Here is a 20,077-nt window from a genome sequence, read left to right on the forward strand (position 1 = left end):
AAAGAGCTGAGTATTTCTGTACAATCCTACAGGGCAGTTGTAAAATGGTCAGAAGATAAGGTAGAAAAGAGGAGCCTTTTTGCAAATACAAGAAATCATTGTCGTTGAAGGAAAAGATGATACAACAGCCATTAAACGAGCTGTTCAAGCAGATACAATTGAGACAAATGGATCTGCAATTTCAGAAGAGACACTAAAACGTATTCAACATGCAAAGGATAAACGCGGAGTGATTATTTTTACTGACCCAGATTATCCAGGACGTCGAATTCGTGCAATTATCGAGCAGCGTATAGAAGGAGTAAAACATGCTTTTTTGCCAAAAGCTAAAACCATTGCGAAAAACGGTAAAGGCTTAGGGATTGAGCATGCCGCAGATGAAGATATTCGCGCGGCTTTACAACTAGTCTATACCCCGAATACTGAAAATCCAATCACTGATGACATCACACTAGAAGATTTAATGACAGCCTATTTAATTGGCCATCCACGGGCAAAAGCACGCCGTGACCGTCTAGGTGAGATTTTGAACATCGGCGCAACAAACGGCAAACAACTTCATAAAAGATTAAAAATGTTTCAAATAACGGAACAGCAATTTGGTGCGGCTGTCGCACAGTTAGATCAGGAGGAAAATAATGCATAAGGATATAGCAACGCCGATTCGAACACAGGAAATTTTAAAGAAATATGGATTTTCATTTAAAAAGAGCTTAGGACAAAATTTTTTAATTGATCCAAACATTTTACGAAACATTGTTAGCCATGCAAACTTAACTGAAAATAGTGGTGCCATTGAAGTTGGCCCTGGTATTGGTGCATTAACAGAGCATTTAGCTCGGAGCGCCAAAAAAGTTGTTTCTTTTGAAATCGATCAACGTTTATTACCAGTACTAGAAGATACATTAAGCCCATATAATAATGTGTCGATCATTCATTCGGATATTTTAAAGGCGGATGTGGCAAAGGTAATAGAAGAGGAAATGCCGGGTATTGATGATATCATGGTCGTGGCAAATTTACCTTACTATGTAACAACACCTATTTTATTGAAATTATTAAATGACCGTTTGCCGATTCGAGGCTTTGTAGTAATGATGCAAAAGGAAGTAGCAGACCGTATAACAGCTAAGCCAGGAACGAAGGAATACGGCTCGTTATCGATTGCCATCCAATATTATGTGAAGGCTGAAATTGCCATGACGGTACCGAAAACTGTATTTATGCCACAGCCAAATGTAGACTCTGCTGTTATACGTCTTATTAAACATAATGAACCACCCGTAAAAGTCATTAATGAAGATTTTCTTTTTGTTGTAACACGTGCATCGTTCGTACAGCGTCGTAAAACAATTTTCAATAATTTACAGTCAGGTTTACCAAACGGCAAGGCACATAAAGAAAAAATATTAGAAGCATTAGCAGCTGCAGAAATTGAGCCTACACGTCGTGGTGAAACGCTTTCTATTATTGAGTTTGGAAAATTAGCGGACAGCCTTTATCCAACCTTTGCAAAGTAAAAAATTTGTTAACATTTTCATGAAATATGAAAAAAAATATATTTTTTCATTAAAAATAAGTTGACAACAATTATTGTTGACTGATAAAATATTATATTTTGTTGACATTTTTGGGCGTATCGCTTATACTATTTATTAGTGAGGTGTAAGCGAAAATGCCAAAAACTTTAGCGGACATTAAAAAGTCGTTGGATTGTCATTTGGGTAAACGTTTGCAGTTGAAAGCAAACGGTGGTCGCAAGAAAACGGTCGAGTGTGCAGGGATATTGCGTGAAACATATCGTGCAATCTTCGTAGTCGAGCTTGATCAAGAAGACAATACGTGCAAGCGCGTATCGTATAGCTACACAGATATTTTAACTGAAGCAGTAGAGATTACATTTTTAGACGAAGCACAGGCTGCTGTCGCAAAATAGTTTCTAGTACTTATTTCTATATTTTGAAACACTCATGCATGTTAAAAACTGCATGAGTGTTTTTCGTTTTACCGGGCATACTAAATTCGTCAGTTGTAAAAGGAGGAGTTTATATGCCTAGAAAAGGTATCATGTCACCTCGATTAAAAGAAGAGATCGCCAAAGAACTTGGATTTTATGATGTTGTGGAAAGAGAAGGCTGGGGCGGCATAAAAGCTCGAGATGCTGGTAATATGGTGAAACGTGCCATTGAAATGGCAGAACGAGCAAGTAGTGAGCAAGAGCGTAATAAGTAGTTTAATGAATAAAGCTTAGACTATTTATCAAATTTACTTCGTTCTACGACAAGGGGAAAACAACCTTTGTCAACACAACAAAACAACTGACGAAAGAGAACCGTTATGCCGTAGAAGGTAAACGGTTCTTTTTTTCAGTTTTCGTTATCCCATTATGGTAAAATAAAATGAAATAATCTTGCGCCAAAAGTGACGTGGATGTCACGGATTTTGAAAGGAGTTAATTGTGCATGCATAATTCAAAATCCGGACATAATTACGCCGGCGAAATTGATATGTGCTGTTGTTATGAGGGAGGAAGTAAGATGCTTTATGTAAAGGCGCCTGCGAAAATTAATTTAACATTAGATGTGCTATATAAACGACCAGATAATTATCACGAAGTGGAGATGGTCATGACGACTGTCGATTTGGCAGATCGTATTAGCTTAGAGTCTCGAGAAGATGGTGTAATTGAAATTATCTCTACTGATAATTTTGTACCAAATGACCACCGTAATTTTGCTTATCAGGCAGCGCGTCTTATTAAAGATACATACGGCATTGGACAAGGTGTATCCATTACAATTGAAAAAGAAATACCTATTGCGGCAGGTCTTGCAGGTGGTAGTAGTGATGCAGCGGCTACATTGAAGGGCTTAAATGAGCTGTGGAATTTAGATTTATCAATAGATGAATTAGCCGAGCTAGGAGCTAAAATCGGTTCAGATGTTTCATTTTGTGTATACGGGGGCACAGCACTCGCAACAGGGCGTGGGGAAAAAATTCAAGAATTACCTGCACCACCAAACTGTTGGGTTGTGTTAGCTAAGCCAAAAATAGGCGTATCAACAGCAGAAGTATATGGTGGGTTAAAAGTTGAAGGGTTGGCCCATCCAAATACTAAGCAAATGATTCAAGCAATTGAGACAGAAGATTATGAGCTACTTTGTGCATCATTAGGAAATGTTTTGGAAACTGTAACATTTGAGTTGCATCCAGAGGTTGTTATGTTAAAAGAACAAATGAAGCGCTTTGGAGCAGATGCGACATTAATGAGCGGAAGCGGCCCTACGGTGTTTGGTCTCGTGGATAGTGAAGCTCGTGTAAGCCGTATTTATAATGGTTTACGTGGTTTTTGTGAAGAAGTATATGCTGTGCGTATATTAGGAGAGCGAAATACGCTTGCTTAAAAACGCATAATTGTGTTAATTTTACCTATAAATATTCGTGTTTAGGAGAGGGTCGCATGAAATGGAAACGTAGTGAACGACTAGTTGATATGACGTACTATTTACTAGAACATCCACATCAGCTGATCCCGCTAACTTATTTTTCAGAACTATATCAATCTGCAAAGTCTTCGATTAGTGAAGATTTAACGATTGTAAAAGAAACTTTCGAAGAAAAAGGAATCGGGTTATTGATGACAGTGCCGGGCGCTGCAGGGGGAGTAAAGTATATCCCTAAAATGTCCGAAGCTGAAGTTCGATTAGTCATACAGGATTTAAAGGCAGAATTAGAGCATTCAGATCGATTATTGCCAGGTGGTTATTTATTTATGACAGATTTACTGGGCAACCCGGATTTAATTAATCGGGTAGGAAAGGTGTTTGCATCTGCATTTGCAAATCAACAAATAGATGTTATTATGACCGTAGCTACAAAAGGAATTTCAATTGCCCATGCTATTGCGAGACATTTGAATGTACCTGTTGTCGTTGTGAGAAGAGATAGTAAGGTTACGGAAGGTTCTACTGTAAGTATAAACTACGTATCTGGTTCTTCCAGAAGAATTCAGACAATGGTATTATCAAAAAGAAGCATGAAGAGTGGCCAACGTGTACTTATCACTGATGACTTTATGAAGGTCGGTGGTACGATGAATGGCATGAAAAATCTATTAGAGGAATTTGACTGCCAATTAGCAGGCATTGCCGTGCTTGTAGAAGCTGAACATGCAGATGAAACGTTAGTAGATGATTATTACTCACTTGTGAAGCTTCATGAAGTAAATGAAAAAGACCGTACAATTGCATTAAGCGAAGGTAATTATTTTTCAAAAAGGGAGAAATGACAAATGAATGTAGTAGCAACAACGAATGCACCAGCAGCAATCGGACCATACGCGCAAGGAATTATCGTGAATGGCATGTTTTATAGTTCAGGTCAAATTCCGCTAACGGCAACAGGTGAATTAGTGGACGGAGATATTGTCGCGCAAACACACCAAGTGTTTGCTAATCTAAAGGCGGTATTAGAAGCTGCAGGATCATCACTAGACAATGTAGTAAAAACAACAGTCTTTATGAAAGATATGAATGATTTTGTTGCGATGAACGAAGTATATGCTAGTCATTTTGGAGAACATAAGCCAGCTCGCTCAGCAGTAGAAGTAGCACGTTTACCAAAGGACGTAAAAGTAGAAATTGAAGTTATTGCCATTGTAAAGTAAAAATAATGAAAACTCTTTGAAAGAATGCAAGTTCTTTCAAAGGGTTTTTTTAGTAACGAGAAGGATAGTTGACAAACAATTGTCAAACTTTCCGTAAATTAGAGAAAATATTATAGCAAATTATAAATGAAGTATTCAAATTTTTTAGAAAATTTGGTAGACTATGAAAAGGAAAATATTCGGTAATGCAGAATATGATATTTTCATTTAGGCATCTAAGAAGAGAGGTGGTGAGAAAATGGAAGTTACTGATGTAAGATTACGTCGTGTACAAACGGATGGCCGCATGCGTGCGATTGCTTCCATTACACTCGACAATGAGTTCGTGGTACATGATATTCGTGTAATTGATGGCAATACAGGCTTGTTCGTCGCTATGCCTAGTAAACGTACACCCGATGGAGAATTTAGGGATATTGCACATCCTATCAATTCTACTACACGCAATAAAATTCAAGAGATTATTTTACATGCGTATCACAATTCTAACGAAGCTGAAGAGACAGAAGAATTAGAAGGAATTGGCGTCTAGTAAAATGATATTTAATGTACACTTAAAGAGCTTTTGCCAATTTATCATATTTTTGGTGAATGCTAATAAAAAGAATTCTTCAGAATGAGGAGTTCTTTTTATTTTGCGAAAAAAACGAAAAAGTGCAAATTTAGGGCATACATAATAACATTCGAGCATAAGGCGTGATTGAATTAGGAATTCATCGATTTGTCAAGTCAACATGCCTTGAAATGAGTTGAATTTTGCTATATAGTCATAAGAGAAAATGAGCGTATTGGAGGACTTACAGATGAGCAACATTTTTGCTGTCATTTTGGCTGCAGGTCAAGGTACACGTATGAAGTCCAAATTATATAAAGTACTACATCCAGTTTGTGGGAAACCCATGGTACAACATGTTGTAGATCACATTCAAACCGTAGGTGTAAATCGCATCGTAACGGTTGTTGGACATGGTGCAGAAAAAGTGCAACAACAACTTGGTGACAAAAGTGAGTATGTTTTACAAGCTGAACAGTTAGGCACGGCACATGCTGTTCAACAGGCAGAGGCTATTCTAGGTAATGAAGAAGGTACAACATTAGTTGTATGCGGTGATACACCTCTTATTCGTCCTGAAACAATGAAGGCTTTGTTCGAACATCACCAAGCTAAAAATGCCAAGGCGACAATTTTAACAGCTGTTGCAGAAAATCCTACAGGCTATGGTCGTATTTTACGTGGCGACAATGGACAAGTGGAGCAAATTGTGGAGCAAAAGGATGCTACTACAGAGCAACAACTTGTGAAGGAAATTAATACGGGCACTTATTGCTTCGATAACAAAATGTTATTTGAGACTTTAAAACTTGTAAAAAACGATAACGTACAAGGTGAATACTACTTACCTGACGTGATTGAACTTTTACAAAAACAAGGTAACATCGTCGAAGCATTTGTAACAGAAGATTTTGAGGAAACACTAGGTGTTAATGATCGTGTTGCTTTGTCACAAGCAGAGACATTAATGCGCGCACGTATTAATGAACGCCATATGCGCAACGGTGTAACAATTACTAACCCTGAGGCTACGTACATTAGCTCAGATGCAGTTATTGGTTGTGATACGGTAATTCAACCGGGCTGTATGATAGAAGGCGCAACTGTAATTGGTGAAGATTGTATCATTGGACCGAACACGCAAATCATAGATAGCCGTGTCGGCGATCGAACTTCTGTGCATTCATCTGTTGTGCGTGAAAGCGCTATAGCGGAAGATACAGCTATTGGGCCGTTTGCCAACATCCGCCCACTTTCTGATATAGGTAGCCATGTAAAAATAGGCAACTTTGTAGAAGTGAAGAAAAGTAAGCTAGGGAATGACACGAAAGTATCGCATTTAAGCTATATTGGTGATGCTGAAATAGGAAGTAACGTCAATATTGGCTGTGGTTCCATTACAGTGAATTATGATGGGAAAAATAAGTTCCAAACAATTATTGAAGATGATGTATTTGTAGGATGTAATACTAATCTAGTTGCACCAGTAAAGATTGGTAAAGGTTCATTTATTGCAGCGGGATCTACAATTACAAAAGAAGTTCCTGAAGATGCATTGGCAATCGCCCGTGCAAGACAAGAAAACAAACCGAATTATGTAAGCAAATTAAATTCAAAATAATTATCAACTAAACAGGAGGCCATCATGCCGTATCAATATGCAAACTCACAATTAAAAATATTCTCACTTAACTCAAACAATCCGCTTGCTCAAGAAATTGCGCAAGAAATGGGTGTTGAATTAGGTAAATCTTCTGTGAAACACTTCAGCGATGGAGAGATTCAAATTAGTATTGAAGAAAGTATTCGTGGTTGTGACGTGTTTATCGTGCAGTCAACTTCTGCACCTGTAAACGAACATTTAATGGAGCTTTTAATAATGGTAGATGCGGTTAAACGTGCATCTGCTCGTACAGTTAACGTTGTAATGCCTTACTATGGTTATGCTCGTCAAGACCGTAAAGCAAAAGCACGTGAGCCAATTACAGCTAAATTAGTGGCAAACTTACTTGAAACGGCTGGTGCAACGCGTGTCATCGTATTAGATTTACATGCACCACAAATCCAAGGGTTCTTCGATATTTTAATCGACCACTTAATGGCAGTACCTTTACTTTCTGATTACTTCAAATCTAAAGGTATCCCTACAGAAGAAATTGTTATTGTTTCTCCTGACCATGGCGGTGTAACACGTGCTCGTAAAATGGCAGAACGCTTAAAAGCACCAATTGCTATTATTGATAAGCGCCGTCCTAAACCAAATGTTGCAGAAGTGATGAACATCGTAGGTAATGTTGACGGTAAAGTGGCAATCTTGATTGATGATATTATCGATACTGCAGGAACAATTACTATCGGTGCAGATGCATTGCGTGCTGCTGGTGCAAAAGAAGTTTATGCTTGCTGCTCACACCCTGTACTATCAGGTCCAGCAATCGAACGTATCGAAAACTCAGCAATTAAGGAACTCGTTGTAACGAATACAATTCAGCTTTCTGATGAGAAAAAATCCCCGAAAATTACAGAGCTTTCAGTAGCTAAATTAATGGCAGATGCAATTTCTCGTGTTTACGAAAATAAATCAGTGAGTACTTTATTTGATTAATATTAATCATATCTAATTATTCTTATTAAATTGTACATGCATGCTATAACTGTTTTTATACGTTAATAGCTTATTCAATGGCTAAACAATCGAAGAACTTAGCATAATGTGTGACAAATTAAGGACAAATCTACGTTTTTTAGTAGATTTGTCCTTTTTGTGTGGCTGTTAAGTGTGAAAACTTCTATGAAAGGGTATACTAGTAATTATTACTAATTATATTTGCATTAAGATTTAGTAATTGATGTAAATATTGTTAGAGCCCTTTGCAGATAGTACTGTTTTGACAGGTGCATTTTTGCATAGGCGTAATTTTTCTTGGAAGGGGAAGGTATAGATATGAGTACAGTCTTAAGTGTAAGAAAACGCGAAGCTGGGCATCGTTCGACATTAACCCAACTTAGAAAAGGGGGAGCTATTCCAGCGGTAATTTATGGCTACAAATTAGATTCAACCCCAATTTCTATTTCTGCGAAAGAATTTAAAAAGTTCGTTCAAAAAAATGGACGTAACGGTGTATTTCCAATGGAGTTAGATGGGACAAGAGTAAATGTTGTCGTATCTGAAGTACAACAATGTAGTTTAAAGGATGAAGTGAATCACATTGATTTTTTAGCTATTAATATGTCTGAGGAATTAGAAGTTGATGCAGCCGTATCGCTTGTTGGTGAGTCTGTTGGTGTAAGTGAAGGTGGCATATTAATGCAACCAAACTTGGAAATTAAAATAAAAGTGAAACCGACGGAAATCCCGGAAACAATTGAAATTGATATTACTAAACTTGCTATTGGAGATTCTATTATGGTAGCGGATATTCGCGAGCAAGTAGATTTTGATATTATTAGTGAAGATGATTATACATTGGTGACTATTATGGCACCAGTTGCCTCTGTAGAGGAAGAAGAAGTAGAAAAGAACGAAGAATAAATAAGACTAAAAGTATGTCTTAGGGAAATGCTATCAAGATGGTCGTCAGTGACTGTCTTGATAGCATTTTTTTGTTGTAAAAAAGTAAAATTTTTGAATTTCTCAGTAGTTAGACGTAAAATAAATTTAGGGATTAACTGGAATTTTCAAAATTATTACTAGTAGGTTATCATACATTTCTTCATGAAGAAATGTATCGAAATGTTTTCTTAGAGCTCGATATGGTAAAATAATGACTATTAGATTGAGAAGAGAGGTACTTATGAAAATTATCGTTGGTTTAGGGAATCCAGGTAAACCTTATGAGCATACACGCCATAATATTGGCTTTGATGTTATTGATGCATTAGCGAAAAAGTGGGATGCACCTTTAACAAATTCAAAATTTAATGGTATGTATGCAACTATACATCGTCCTGAAGGAAAGGTTCTACTTGTTAAGCCTTTAACATATATGAATTTATCGGGTGAATGTGTTGGCCCACTCATGGATTATTTTGATATTGATGTAGAAGATTTAATTGTTATTTACGATGATTTAGATTTAGAGACAGGAAAGCTTCGTTTACGTCAAAAAGGTAGTGCAGGAGGGCATAATGGTATTAAATCATTAATACAGCATTTAGGAACACAAGAGTTTAATCGTATACGTATTGGTGTTAATCGTCCTCCGGCGGGCATGAAGGTAGCGGATTATGTGCTGTCAAAATTTGCTAAAGAAGATCAGGGTGTTATTGAGGATGCGATTGACAAGAGTGTAAATGCCGTAGAAGCAGCGCTTTCAAAACCATTCCTTGATGTGATGAATCATTTTAACAGCTAGTCGTGCTTTTAAATCAAACTTTATTTAAGCTTTCTTGCAAATGTCGCAAATGTTTTCTCGGCGAACATACAATGCAGTTTTGAACGTTTGAACTCAATAGCGTCATTGAATAGTGCATAATCCTTTTCGGGAATGTCTATACTTTAAGTAGTAAGTTGCTTAAAGGGAGGATGATTTGGAGATGTCAGTTCGTTATCGATGTCGGCATTGTGAAGTAGAAATAGGGACACTACCATTTGATGCAGATGATACAATTCGGAAGTTGCATATTTTCGAGATGGGTGAAGCGGATGATTATGTTGAAAAAGATCAGCATGGACAAACGACTGTGCACTGCATTTGTGAGCAATGTGAGGACTCGCTTAAACAATATCCAGATTATCATGCACTCAATAAATGGATACAATAATAGGAAGGATGCTTTGGCGCACATTGTGTGCGTCCAAAGCTTTTTCCGTTTTAGTTTTATAAAGTTTAGTACAGTTTGTGTTAAATTATTGTGCCATTTATCGTGCATAATCTAGACGCGTCGTTTTTTAAAAAAAATCGTAAATAGACAGTGAAGTAAATTGGCAGATTTATTGTAAAAGGCACATGATTGATATATTTGCGCCGAGATGTGATTGATAATTAGACAATAATAATGCATATAATTATAGTAGATTGATAGTATAGGCGAATATGGATAAATAGAATTTTTGCGCTGAAAGGAGCTTTTGACTGTGGAAGTTTTACGAAAGCTTGTGTCGCAGGACAAACACATCATATCATTTATACAGGAAATTCAGAGTGGTCTTACTGCGTCGCAGCTTATAACAGGATTAACAGGGAGCGCACGCCCAGTACTGGTCGATGCGTTGTTTGACTATATACAAAAGCCTATTTATATTGTGTCACCCAATTTATTGCAGGCACAAAAGATGGTCGATGAACTTGTTGGCTTATTAGGTGAGGAGCATGTCCATTACTATCCCGCAGATGAATTTATTGCTGCCGACTTATCTGTTGCATCGCCAGAATTGCGTGCAGAGCGCATAGCAACACTGGACTGTCTAGCGAGGGGTGAGAAAGCTGTTTATATCATCCCTGTTGCGGGTTTACGTAAAATAATGCCACCTAAGGAACATTGGCTACAATATTTTTTACAAACAGCTATTGGTGAGGATATTCAGATTGAGGAATGGCTACAAACACTAGTAGCGATGGGGTATGTGCGCAATTCAATGGTGACATCACCAGGTGAATTTGCCTTGCGTGGAGGAATCTTAGATATTTATCCACCCTATCTAGAAGCACCTATTCGTATTGAGCTATTTGATACGGAAGTAGACTCCATTCGTACGTTCTCTGCCGATGATCAGCGTTCCATCGATAAATTGCAAAAGGTTCGTATTCTACCAGCGTCAGAGGTAATTTTGACAAAGGAAGAGAGAACATCGTTAGCAAGTCGCTTGGGAGCAGCATTAGCGGTTAGCTTGAAAAAAGTAAAAAAACAGGAAACAAAAGAACTGCTTTATCAAAACATACAATATGATATTGAATTGCTTCAACAAGGGAATTTACCGGATTATGTGAACAAATTTGGTTCGCTATTGTATGAAAAAACTGCTTTCTTAGGTGATTATTTTGCACGGGATGGCATGGTATTATTTGATGAACTTGGTCGTGTCCAGGAAGTTATGGATGCTTGGGAGCGTGAAGAAGAAGAGTGGTTTTTATCGCTGATTGAAGAAGGAAAGATGGTGCATGATGTAAAGCCAGCCTTTTCTTTAAAGGAAATTTTAGCAATGCTTTCACAGCAGAAACTATTTTTATCGTTATTTTCTCGTACATTTGCGGGCATCTCATTTAATAAAGCGACTAATTTTTCTTGTAAGCCAATGCAGCAATTCCATGGCCAGATGGCGTTGTTACAAAGTGAAATTGAACGATGGCTGATGGGTAAATTTACTGTACTGATAGTTGCTAGAGATAAAGATCGTGTTAAACGTGTACAGCAGATGCTAGATGAATATGATATCCATGCCACAATTGGGGAACCAAATGAGCCTGGGATTTATATTACAGATGGCGTGTTGTCGAGTGGTTTTGAATTACCTTTACAGCGTTTGGCGATTGTAACGGAGGATGAATTATTTAAACAACAGGCAAAGAAAAAAGCACGTGCTCAAAAAATGACGAACGCTGAACGTATTAAAAGCTATACAGAAATTAAACCAGGCGATTATGTCGTGCATGTACATCACGGTATAGGGAAATATATTGGTGTGGAAACGTTAGAGGTTAATGGGACACATAAGGATTACTTGCATATTCGTTACCGCGCTGACGATAAATTGTATGTACCAGTAGAGCAAATAGATTTAATCCAAAAATATGTGGCATCTGAAGACCGTGAACCAAAGCTACATAAATTAGGTGGGGCAGAGTGGAAAAAGGCCAAAGCAAAGGTATCCTCTGCCGTTCAAGATATTGCCGATGATCTCATTAAGTTGTATGCCAAGCGAGAAGCGGAAAAGGGCCATGCATTTGCGCCTGATAATGACGATCAGCGTACGTTTGAAGCATCGTTCCCTTATGAAGAAACAGAAGATCAGCTGCGTTCAATTATTGAAGTGAAGCGTGATATGGAGCGTGAACGACCAATGGATCGCCTTGTCTGTGGAGATGTTGGTTACGGTAAAACGGAAGTTGCGATTCGTGCAGCATTTAAAGCCATTCAGGATGGTAAACAGGTTGCTTTCCTTGTACCGACAACAATTCTTGCTCAACAACATTATGAGACGATCCGAGAGCGATTCCAAGACTTTGCCATCAATGTAGGATTACTATCTCGATTCCGTACGAAAAAAGAGCAAACAGCAACGTTAAAAGGTCTAAAAGAAGGACAAGTGGATATTGTCGTTGGGACACACCGGATTTTATCGAAAGATTTAACATTTCAAGACCTCGGTCTGCTTATTGTGGATGAAGAGCAGCGCTTTGGTGTTACCCATAAGGAAAAAATTAAGCAACTAAAAACCAATGTCGATGTTTTAACATTAACGGCAACACCAATTCCACGAACACTCCATATGTCCATGGTTGGTGTACGTGATTTATCAGTTATTGAGACGCCACCAGCAAATCGCTTCCCTGTCCAAACATATGTTATGGAGCATAGTGGGGCATTAGTGCGTGAAGCAATTGAGCGAGAAATGGCACGTGGTGGTCAAGTGTTTTATTTATATAACCGAGTGGAGGATATGGCCCGTAAGGTCGATGAAATCCAAATGCTTGTCCCTGAGGCGCGTATTGGGCATGCACATGGGAAAATGACCGAAACAGAGTTAGAATCTGTGATTTTAGCCTTTTTAGAAGGTGATTACGATGTGCTTGTTACGACAACCATTATTGAAACAGGTGTGGATATTCCAAATGTAAATACGCTTATAGTACACGATGCTGATCGAATGGGTTTAGCACAGCTTTATCAATTGCGAGGTCGGGTTGGACGTTCGAATCGAGTAGCATATGCGTACTTTATGTATCAACGTGACAAGGTACTAACAGATGTTGCTGAGCAACGGTTGCAGGCCATTAAAGAATTTACGGAGCTAGGATCTGGCTTTAAGATTGCGATGCGCGATTTATCGATTCGTGGTGCAGGAAACTTGCTTGGCGCGCAACAGCATGGCTTTATTGATTCTGTTGGCTTTGACTTGTATTCGCAAATGCTTGAAGAGGCCATTGCTGAACGCCAGACAGGTGTGAAAAAAGAGGATAAGCCTGAAATAGAAATTTTATTAAATGTTGACGCCTATATACCGGATGCCTATATACCAGATGGCTATCAAAAGATTCAAATGTATAAGCGTATTAAGGCAATGGATCAAATCGAGGATTTTGAAGAGATCACGGAGGAGTTAGAGGATCGTTTTGGAGATCTTCCGGTTGAAACAGAGCGTTTACTGCGTATTGCTCGTATGAAGGTCTGGGGCTTAGGAGCAGGCGTAATGTCAGTAAAGGAAAAGCAGAAGGTTATCTCAATTTTATTTTCTGAGGAAGGTACAGCAAAAGTCAATGGAAGCAAAATTGTTTCAGAGTCAATGAAGTTTGAGCGAGCTGTTGGTTTTGGTATGGACGGCATGCAATTAAAATTAACGATTGATGAACGAAAGTGCGGAAAATATCAATCGTTTGATATTTTAGAAGAAATGATGCAGATTATTGATAATGCGAAAAAAGAACAATAAACAAAAGCTGGTCATTATCATAGGTGATAATGACCAGTTTTTATTTATATCTTGTTATTCTATTGCCATTTATAACTGGTATGAAAAATATTGTTGGCTTTGAAATCCTTTTTCTTCAGTTTTTGCATAGATTGTTTATTTAAAATCCATACTATTGTTGAATACAAATTTGATTGTAGCGAAAGCGAGGCATTGAGATGAAAGCAACAGGGATTGTTCGTCGTATTGATGATTTAGGGCGTGTGGTTATTCCAAAAGAAATTCGTAGGACGCTACGTATTCGGGAAGGTGACCCGTTAGAAATTTACACGGATCGTGAAGGAGAAGTCATTTTAAAAAAATATTCTCCGATTAATGATTTAGGGGAATTTGCGAGAGAATATGTAGAAACGTTATATGAAACGTTGGGCACGCCAGCATTTGTAACAGACCGAGATGAAGTGATTGCGGTTTCCGGTATCGGTAAAAAAGAGTATATTAATCGTCGCATTACATCTTTTGCGGAAGGTTTTATGGACGAACGCTCAACGAAGATTGAAAAAATGGAAACAACAATTGAGATTGTTCCTGGTCAATATGAGCAGGTAAAATCTTATTGTGCAACACCAATTATGGTCAATGGAGATCCGATTGGTTGTATCATTGTTCTATCCAAAGTCCATTTTGTCGGTGAAGTAGAAGTAAAAGTTGTGGAAACAGCTGCAAACTTCTTAGCGAAGCAAATGGAATAATTAATAAATATTTAAAGTTATTGTGATGACCTTCTAGGCGAAACAATAACTTTTTTTTGCGTACATAGTTGTAAGCGCCAATCATCGAGACGTAATCGGGCGCGTCAAACTTTTGAGTTATGCTATACTATTGGCATTGTTAAAGAAGGAAAGAGGATAGATTATGTCGGAACGTTTTGGCATGAAAAGTTACATGAAAGGCGCTGCTCTATTAACCATTGCGGCCTTGATTGTAAAAGTATTAAGTGCAATCTATCGTGTACCTTTTCAAAATCTAGTTGGTGATGAAGGCTTCTATATTTACCAACAGGTATATCCAGTTATCTCTATTTTTGTTATTTGGACATCGAGTGGTTTTGCAGTAGCGATTTCTAAGATGCTTGCCGATAATGATTGTATAGCCGACCCTATAGAAAGAAACTTGAAAAGAAGCGGCATTATGCGTATTGTTTTTCGCTATTTAACATTGCTGTCGTTCCTATTCTTTTCTGTATTATTTGTCGGTGCGGACATGCTAGCCAATTTGATGGGTGATACTAAACTTGCACCATTGCTGCGTACTGGTTCCTTTATAGTACTTGTCATGCCTGCTCTGGCTGTTTTAAAGGGCGGTTTTCAATCAAGAGGCATTATGGAGCCGATTGCTTATGCACAAGTACTAGAGCAAACTGTAAGGGTATGTGCCATCTTGACGGGTACATACATTGTTATGACAACGACAAAGTCGCTTTATGGTGCCGGACAAATGGCAATTACCGGAACGGTCATTGGAGAATTTTTTGGTTTTATCCTGCTTGCATATATCTTTACAAAACGCTTTGGATCATTTAAAGGTAGGCAACGACAACAATTAGCCAGCCTACCAATTTTGAAAGAAGTAACTTTGCTAAGTTTAAGTGTAAGTATGAGTAGTTTGTTATTACTGGGCTATCAGTTAGTAGATTCCTTTACCATTTATTCACTACTAATTGACAATGGGGTAGACCAGACTTTAGCAAAAGAAACGAAGGGTATCTATGATCGTGGACAACCATTAGTACAGTTAGGTATTGTCATTGCTTCTTCGTTATCCCTTGCCATTGTACCGCTCGTTGCGCATATGTCTAAAAAGCAAGAGGGGCGCAGTGCTATCCCGTTTATTCAATTAACCTATAGATCATCTGTATTATTTGGTTGGGCAGCATCTCTAGGCTTAATATTAGTAATGCCCTATATTAACACGATGCTCTTTAAAACAGATGCACTATCGGATGTACTAATGTTATATGTGCTACAAATTGTTCCATTGTCGATTATTTTAACATTCACTGCCATTTTGCAAGGCTACGGAAAATTAAAAAAACCGGCGCTTTTGTTATTTATAGGTTTTATCATAAAGATATTGTTGAATGTGTTGACGGTAGGTTCGATTGGTGTACTAGGTGCAGCTATAGCTAATAATGTCGGGCTGTTATTTTCGGCGCTAGCCCTTGCTTTCTACTTAAAGAAAATGACGGGTATTGAATTAGCGCCTGCAAATTTTTATAAAAAGGTTAGCGTGGCATCGCTAAGTATGACTGTGGTAGTAGTACTCTGGCTACAATTTGTACCAACACTTTTAAGCAGTTTTTTATCGGCGCGTTTTGTCGCTATGGTAGCAGGCCTTAGTGCAGTTTGTTTAGGGGCGTTTGTAATGATTACAGTCATAGCAAAGCTACGTGTACTTGCAGAAAAAGAGTGGTATTTATTGCCATTTGGTAGAAGAATGGCTGTATATCAACTATGGTTAAATCGAAAGAAGTAGGTGGATTTATTGCATACATTAACAGTAATTGGCCTTGGGGCTGGTGACTTTGAGCAATTACAAATGGGCGTTTATAAAAAATTGAAGGCTGCAACACAATTATTCGTTCGTACAGTCGATCATCCAGTACTAAATGCATTATCTGAGGAAGGCTTGCAATTTGCAAGCTTTGACACAGTATATGAAAAACATGGTACATTCCAACCTGTATATGAGGAAATTGCAGAAAAGCTTATCGAAGCAACTGTCATTGCAGACGTGATGTATGCTGTACCGGGACATCCACTTGTGGCAGAGCAAACGGTGCAGCTTCTAATTGCTGCAGCTGATGAGGGAAAGGTAAAGTTAGTCATTGAAGGCGGACAAAGCTTTCTGGATCCAATTTTCGGTGCATTAAAAATTGACCCGATTGAGGGCTTTCAGTTACTTGATGGTACTAGTTTTTCCATGAATGATATCAATATGCGCCAGCATGTTTTAATAGCACAAGTATATGATACATTCAGCGCTTCTGAAGTGAAGTTGACATTGATGGAGAAGTATGATGACGAATATCCAGTAACTGTTGTTACCGCTGCAGGTTCTTCGCAAGAAAAGTTAGTGACAGTCCCGCTTTATGAGCTCGATCAAAGTGTTGAGGTCAATAATTTAACAACGGTCTATGTACCACCGGTGAAATCGCAGGAGGAAGCGTTGCGAGACTGGACAACCTTCCGCGAAATTATTGCCACTTTACGCGGGCCAGATGGCTGTCCATGGGATCAACAGCAAACACATGAGTCACTAAAAAAATATCTACTTGAAGAAGCACATGAATATTTGGCTGCTGTAGATGCCGAAGATGACTTTGCGATGATTGAAGAGCTTGGGGATGTATTATTACAAGTATTTTTACATGCTCAAATAGGAGAAGACCAAGGGTATTTCTCACTAGAAGATGTTTTAGCTTCAATCAGTGAAAAAATGATTCGTCGCCATCCACATGTCTTTGGAGATGTCTCAATAGAGAATGCAGAAGGTGTCATTGCAAATTGGGAGGCTATTAAAGCTGAAGAAAAAGGAATTAGGGAGAAGCCTTTGTTGGATGAGGAATATCGTGCATCATCGTCACTACAAACTGCTTATAATTATCAAAAACGGGCAGCTAAAGTTGGCTTCGATTGGCCTGATGTGAACGGTGCTTGGGACAAGTTTGCAGAGGAATGGCAGGAATTCCGCATAGAGGTGACGAAAGGTTCTAATACAACACGTCTCGATGAGTTTGGGGATGTTTTGTTTACACTTGTTAACTTAGCACGTTTTTATAAGTTGTCACCGGAGGAAGCCATGCTACATGCTAATGAGAAGTTTGCAAGACGCTTTGGTTATGTAGAGGAAAAGGTGAAAGCAAGTGGCAAGCCATTTACAGAATATACGTTAGAACAATTAGACGCTTTTTGGGATGAAGCGAAACAGCTAGAAAGGAAGTAAAAAATGCGATTAGATAAATTTTTAAAGGTTTCACGATTAATTAAAAGACGTACTTTAGCAAAAGAGGTGGCCGATCAAGGCCGAATTACAATTAATAGTAAGGTAGCAAAAGCGAGTAGTAGCGTAAAAGCTGGTGATGAGTTAGCCATCCGCTTTGGGCAAAAAATTGTGACTGCGCGTGTAGAAGAATTACGTGATACTGTGAAAAAAGAAGATGCTGCAAAGATGTTTACAATTTTAAAAGAAGAGCGACTTGAAAAGGTTGAGCCAGAGTTTATCGACGATGAGGATTGATTCTTTCTTAACTTTAGTCTGTTAAATCTCTTAATATAGAGGACGTAATTTATTAAAAGTATGGCAACTTTGATAAAGTTGTCATGCTTTTTAGGTTGTCCGCATAAATTGAACAGAAGCTAGGACGACTAAAGGAGGAAAAAAATGACGCTACATCAAGAAAGTAATCGTTACACAATTCCATCTGGTGAGCATATTTTAACGATTCGTAATCGTAAAAGAATGGACATGACTTCTGTAAAATCAATTGAACGCTTTGATCAGGAAGAGTTTTTCATCAAGACGTCCCAAGGGCATTTGTTAATTCGTGGAGAAGAACTGCATATCGTTCATTTAGATGTAGACAAAGGGTTATTAACACTTGAAGGAACTGTAAAAACTTTACAGTATGACGAGGAGGAAAGTGGCTTCTCGAAAGGTTTCCTTCATAAGTTATTTGGATGATTGTTAGCGAGCAATTTGTTCAGCTATTAGTCATGGTAGTGAGCGGTATAGCAGTTGGATTTATTATTGATAGCGTTAGGCTAATTGTTTTTTCAACTCCAAAAAGGTCAAGCCTTCGAAAGTGGATGATGTTATTCGAGTTACTAACGTGGATTCTACTTGGGGCACTGACATATTATTTATTATTTTGGCTAAAAGATGGCGCATGGCGGGCTTATGACCCGCTAGCGCAAATTGCAGGTATTTTTTTATATCAAACAATTTTTCAAACGTTTTTACGTTTCGTTGCCCGCATTTTGGTGAATATAACATGGAGACCCTTGTGGTTCATTATCCGATTAATAATAGCCTTTATTCGACAAATTCTGCAGCTACTTATCAATATTGCTGCGTTTGTCATAAGACCTTTTGTCAAAATTTATTCGTATTTGTCCTACACTTTATTAAAAAAATTTCGATATATCAAGTATAATAAAAGACAACAATAACTTCGGAGGTGCGGGCATGACTAAACGTCATTCATCAAAAGAGGAACAGCAAAACTATACGAAGCTTGATAATGACTATGTCCGTAACACGGATAAAGCTATAAATCGCAAAGCACAATCACGGAAACGAAAATTGCGCCGTATTGTCTTTTTTGCGATTGCGCCAGTCGTCATTATTGCTTTTCTCTTAAATATACTTTCGAATCAATCCGAGACGTTAGAGGCAAAAGAGAAGAAAAAGGTAGAAGTAGAACAGCATTTAACAGAATTAAAAGAAGAACAAGAGATATTAAATCTTAAAATTAAACAATTAGAAGATGATGAATACATTGCAAAGATTTTACGCAAAGAATATTTCTTAACAAAGGACGGCGAAATTAATTTCGTTATTCCAGAAGAGGAAGATAAAAAAGACGACTGAAAAGCTATGTATTGTTGACACTCTTTTTTAGTCATATATAATGAAAAGAGAAACTTATTGCAGTAAAAAGTTTGATTAAATTGATTACATGGCTCAAAAGAGTCGCTTAATTTTTAAGGAGGAGCATTTTTTTTATGTCAATTGAAGTAGGCAGCAAGGTACAAGGTAAAGTAACAGGAATTACAAATTTTGGAGCATTCGTTGAGCTGCCAGATGGCAAAACAGGCTTAGTACACATCAGTGAAGTTGCTGATAATTATGTAAAAGATATCAATGAGCATCTAAAAGTTGGAGATGAAGTTGAAGTAAAAGTGATGAATGTTGAAGCGGATGGAAAGATTGGTCTTTCAATCCGTAAAGCAAAGCCTCAAGTTGAGAGACCTGAGCGTCCTCAACGTCCACGTCGTGACAATCGCTCTAACGATCGTAACGAACGCCACCAGCCAAAAGAAAACTTTGAGCAAAAAATGGCACGTTTCTTAAAAGATAGTGATGAGCGATTAACAACACTAAAACGTGCAACAGAGTCAAAACGCGGTGGTCGCGGAGCTAGACGAGGGTAGTTTGCTGACTGTTTTAATCGTAGAAAAAGTGTATTAAATAATGTGGGGATTGGTTTTTGTTTAGGACAAAGGCT

General features: G+C 38.1%; 22 protein-coding genes. All 22 read left to right on the forward strand.

Annotated features, from left to right (window positions below):
- Positions 1 to 79 precede the first annotated feature (79 nt).
- The 22 genes from rnmV (at position 80) to C9J31_RS00425 (ending at position 20,003) form a co-directional block, all read left to right on the forward strand.
- Complete coding sequence (gene rnmV, locus C9J31_RS00320; RefSeq protein WP_107950835.1) at positions 80 to 646, forward strand: ribonuclease M5; 567 nt, start codon at positions 80 to 82, stop codon at positions 644 to 646.
- Entirely contained in the window at positions 639 to 1,520 is an 882-nt protein-coding gene (gene rsmA, locus C9J31_RS00325) for a 16S rRNA (adenine(1518)-N(6)/adenine(1519)-N(6))-dimethyltransferase RsmA (protein ID WP_107950837.1), read from the forward strand. The genes rnmV and rsmA overlap by 8 nt, the downstream gene beginning before the upstream one ends.
- A gap of 155 nt (positions 1,521 to 1,675) precedes the next feature.
- Positions 1,676 to 1,936, forward strand: coding sequence for a biofilm formation stimulator Veg (gene veg, locus C9J31_RS00330; RefSeq protein WP_010857021.1), 261 nt, complete (start codon positions 1,676 to 1,678; stop codon positions 1,934 to 1,936).
- Between the two features lie 113 nt (positions 1,937 to 2,049).
- Positions 2,050 to 2,232, forward strand: a complete 183-nt coding sequence (locus tag C9J31_RS00335) for a small, acid-soluble spore protein, alpha/beta type (protein ID WP_010857022.1) — start codon at positions 2,050 to 2,052, stop codon at positions 2,230 to 2,232.
- A gap of 305 nt (positions 2,233 to 2,537) precedes the next feature.
- Positions 2,538 to 3,404 carry a 4-(cytidine 5'-diphospho)-2-C-methyl-D-erythritol kinase gene (ispE, locus tag C9J31_RS00340; RefSeq protein WP_107925822.1) on the forward strand — a complete coding sequence of 289 codons (867 nt, stop codon included), beginning with the start codon at positions 2,538 to 2,540 and terminating at the stop codon, positions 3,402 to 3,404.
- A 56-nt stretch (positions 3,405 to 3,460) separates the two neighbouring features.
- Positions 3,461 to 4,288 carry a pur operon repressor gene (gene purR, locus C9J31_RS00345; protein ID WP_107950838.1) on the forward strand — a complete coding sequence of 276 codons (828 nt, stop codon included), beginning with the start codon at positions 3,461 to 3,463 and terminating at the stop codon, positions 4,286 to 4,288.
- Between the two features lie 3 nt (positions 4,289 to 4,291).
- Entirely contained in the window at positions 4,292 to 4,666 is a 375-nt protein-coding gene (locus C9J31_RS00350; RefSeq protein WP_054768429.1) for a RidA family protein, read from the forward strand.
- A 238-nt stretch (positions 4,667 to 4,904) separates the two neighbouring features.
- A complete protein-coding gene (gene spoVG / locus C9J31_RS00355; protein ID WP_054768430.1) occupies positions 4,905 to 5,198 on the forward strand; it encodes a septation regulator SpoVG in 294 nt (97 codons plus the stop codon).
- Positions 5,199 to 5,469: 271 nt separating this feature from the next.
- Complete coding sequence (glmU, locus tag C9J31_RS00360) at positions 5,470 to 6,840, forward strand: bifunctional UDP-N-acetylglucosamine diphosphorylase/glucosamine-1-phosphate N-acetyltransferase GlmU (protein ID WP_107925820.1); 1,371 nt, start codon at positions 5,470 to 5,472, stop codon at positions 6,838 to 6,840.
- Between the two features lie 24 nt (positions 6,841 to 6,864).
- Positions 6,865 to 7,824, forward strand: coding sequence for a ribose-phosphate diphosphokinase (locus tag C9J31_RS00365; RefSeq protein WP_107925817.1), 960 nt, complete (start codon positions 6,865 to 6,867; stop codon positions 7,822 to 7,824).
- Between the two features lie 339 nt (positions 7,825 to 8,163).
- The gene (locus C9J31_RS00370) at positions 8,164 to 8,751 is read left to right on the forward strand and encodes a 50S ribosomal protein L25/general stress protein Ctc (protein WP_107950841.1); all 588 of its coding nucleotides are present in this window, start codon (positions 8,164 to 8,166) and stop codon (positions 8,749 to 8,751) included.
- A 262-nt stretch (positions 8,752 to 9,013) separates the two neighbouring features.
- A complete protein-coding gene (gene pth / locus C9J31_RS00375) occupies positions 9,014 to 9,574 on the forward strand; it encodes an aminoacyl-tRNA hydrolase (RefSeq protein WP_107950843.1) in 561 nt (186 codons plus the stop codon).
- 181 nt (positions 9,575 to 9,755) lie between these two features.
- Positions 9,756 to 9,983, forward strand: coding sequence for an anti-sigma-F factor Fin (locus C9J31_RS00380; RefSeq protein WP_010857031.1), 228 nt, complete (start codon positions 9,756 to 9,758; stop codon positions 9,981 to 9,983).
- Between the two features lie 313 nt (positions 9,984 to 10,296).
- Positions 10,297 to 13,809, forward strand: a complete 3,513-nt coding sequence (gene mfd, locus C9J31_RS00385; RefSeq protein WP_107950845.1) for a transcription-repair coupling factor — start codon at positions 10,297 to 10,299, stop codon at positions 13,807 to 13,809.
- A gap of 197 nt (positions 13,810 to 14,006) precedes the next feature.
- Complete coding sequence (gene spoVT, locus C9J31_RS00390; RefSeq protein WP_107925812.1) at positions 14,007 to 14,540, forward strand: stage V sporulation protein T; 534 nt, start codon at positions 14,007 to 14,009, stop codon at positions 14,538 to 14,540.
- A gap of 163 nt (positions 14,541 to 14,703) precedes the next feature.
- Entirely contained in the window at positions 14,704 to 16,323 is a 1,620-nt protein-coding gene (locus C9J31_RS00395; RefSeq protein ID WP_107950847.1) for a putative polysaccharide biosynthesis protein, read from the forward strand.
- 9 nt (positions 16,324 to 16,332) lie between these two features.
- Positions 16,333 to 17,793, forward strand: a complete 1,461-nt coding sequence (gene yabN, locus C9J31_RS00400; protein ID WP_107950848.1) for a bifunctional methyltransferase/pyrophosphohydrolase YabN — start codon at positions 16,333 to 16,335, stop codon at positions 17,791 to 17,793.
- Positions 17,794 to 17,796: 3 nt separating this feature from the next.
- Positions 17,797 to 18,087 (forward strand): RNA-binding S4 domain-containing protein, encoded by a 291-nt coding sequence (locus C9J31_RS00405; protein ID WP_107925806.1) that lies wholly within the window; start codon positions 17,797 to 17,799, stop codon positions 18,085 to 18,087.
- A 144-nt stretch (positions 18,088 to 18,231) separates the two neighbouring features.
- Complete coding sequence (gene yabP, locus C9J31_RS00410; protein WP_004229167.1) at positions 18,232 to 18,531, forward strand: sporulation protein YabP; 300 nt, start codon at positions 18,232 to 18,234, stop codon at positions 18,529 to 18,531.
- Positions 18,528 to 19,019: a spore cortex biosynthesis protein YabQ gene (gene yabQ / locus C9J31_RS00415; RefSeq protein WP_107925804.1), complete on the forward strand. Its 492-nt coding sequence runs from the start codon at positions 18,528 to 18,530 to the stop codon at positions 19,017 to 19,019. Before yabP ends, yabQ begins: the two co-directional genes overlap by 4 nt.
- A 16-nt stretch (positions 19,020 to 19,035) precedes the next feature.
- A complete protein-coding gene (locus tag C9J31_RS00420) occupies positions 19,036 to 19,440 on the forward strand; it encodes an FtsB family cell division protein (RefSeq protein ID WP_107925802.1) in 405 nt (134 codons plus the stop codon).
- Positions 19,441 to 19,574: 134 nt separating this feature from the next.
- Positions 19,575 to 20,003 (forward strand): S1 domain-containing RNA-binding protein, encoded by a 429-nt coding sequence (locus tag C9J31_RS00425; protein ID WP_054768432.1) that lies wholly within the window; start codon positions 19,575 to 19,577, stop codon positions 20,001 to 20,003.
- Positions 20,004 to 20,077: the final 74 nt, after the last annotated feature.

The organism is Lysinibacillus parviboronicapiens (genome assembly GCF_003049605.2).
In the GTDB taxonomy this organism is placed as follows: domain Bacteria; phylum Bacillota; class Bacilli; order Bacillales_A; family Planococcaceae; genus Lysinibacillus; species Lysinibacillus parviboronicapiens.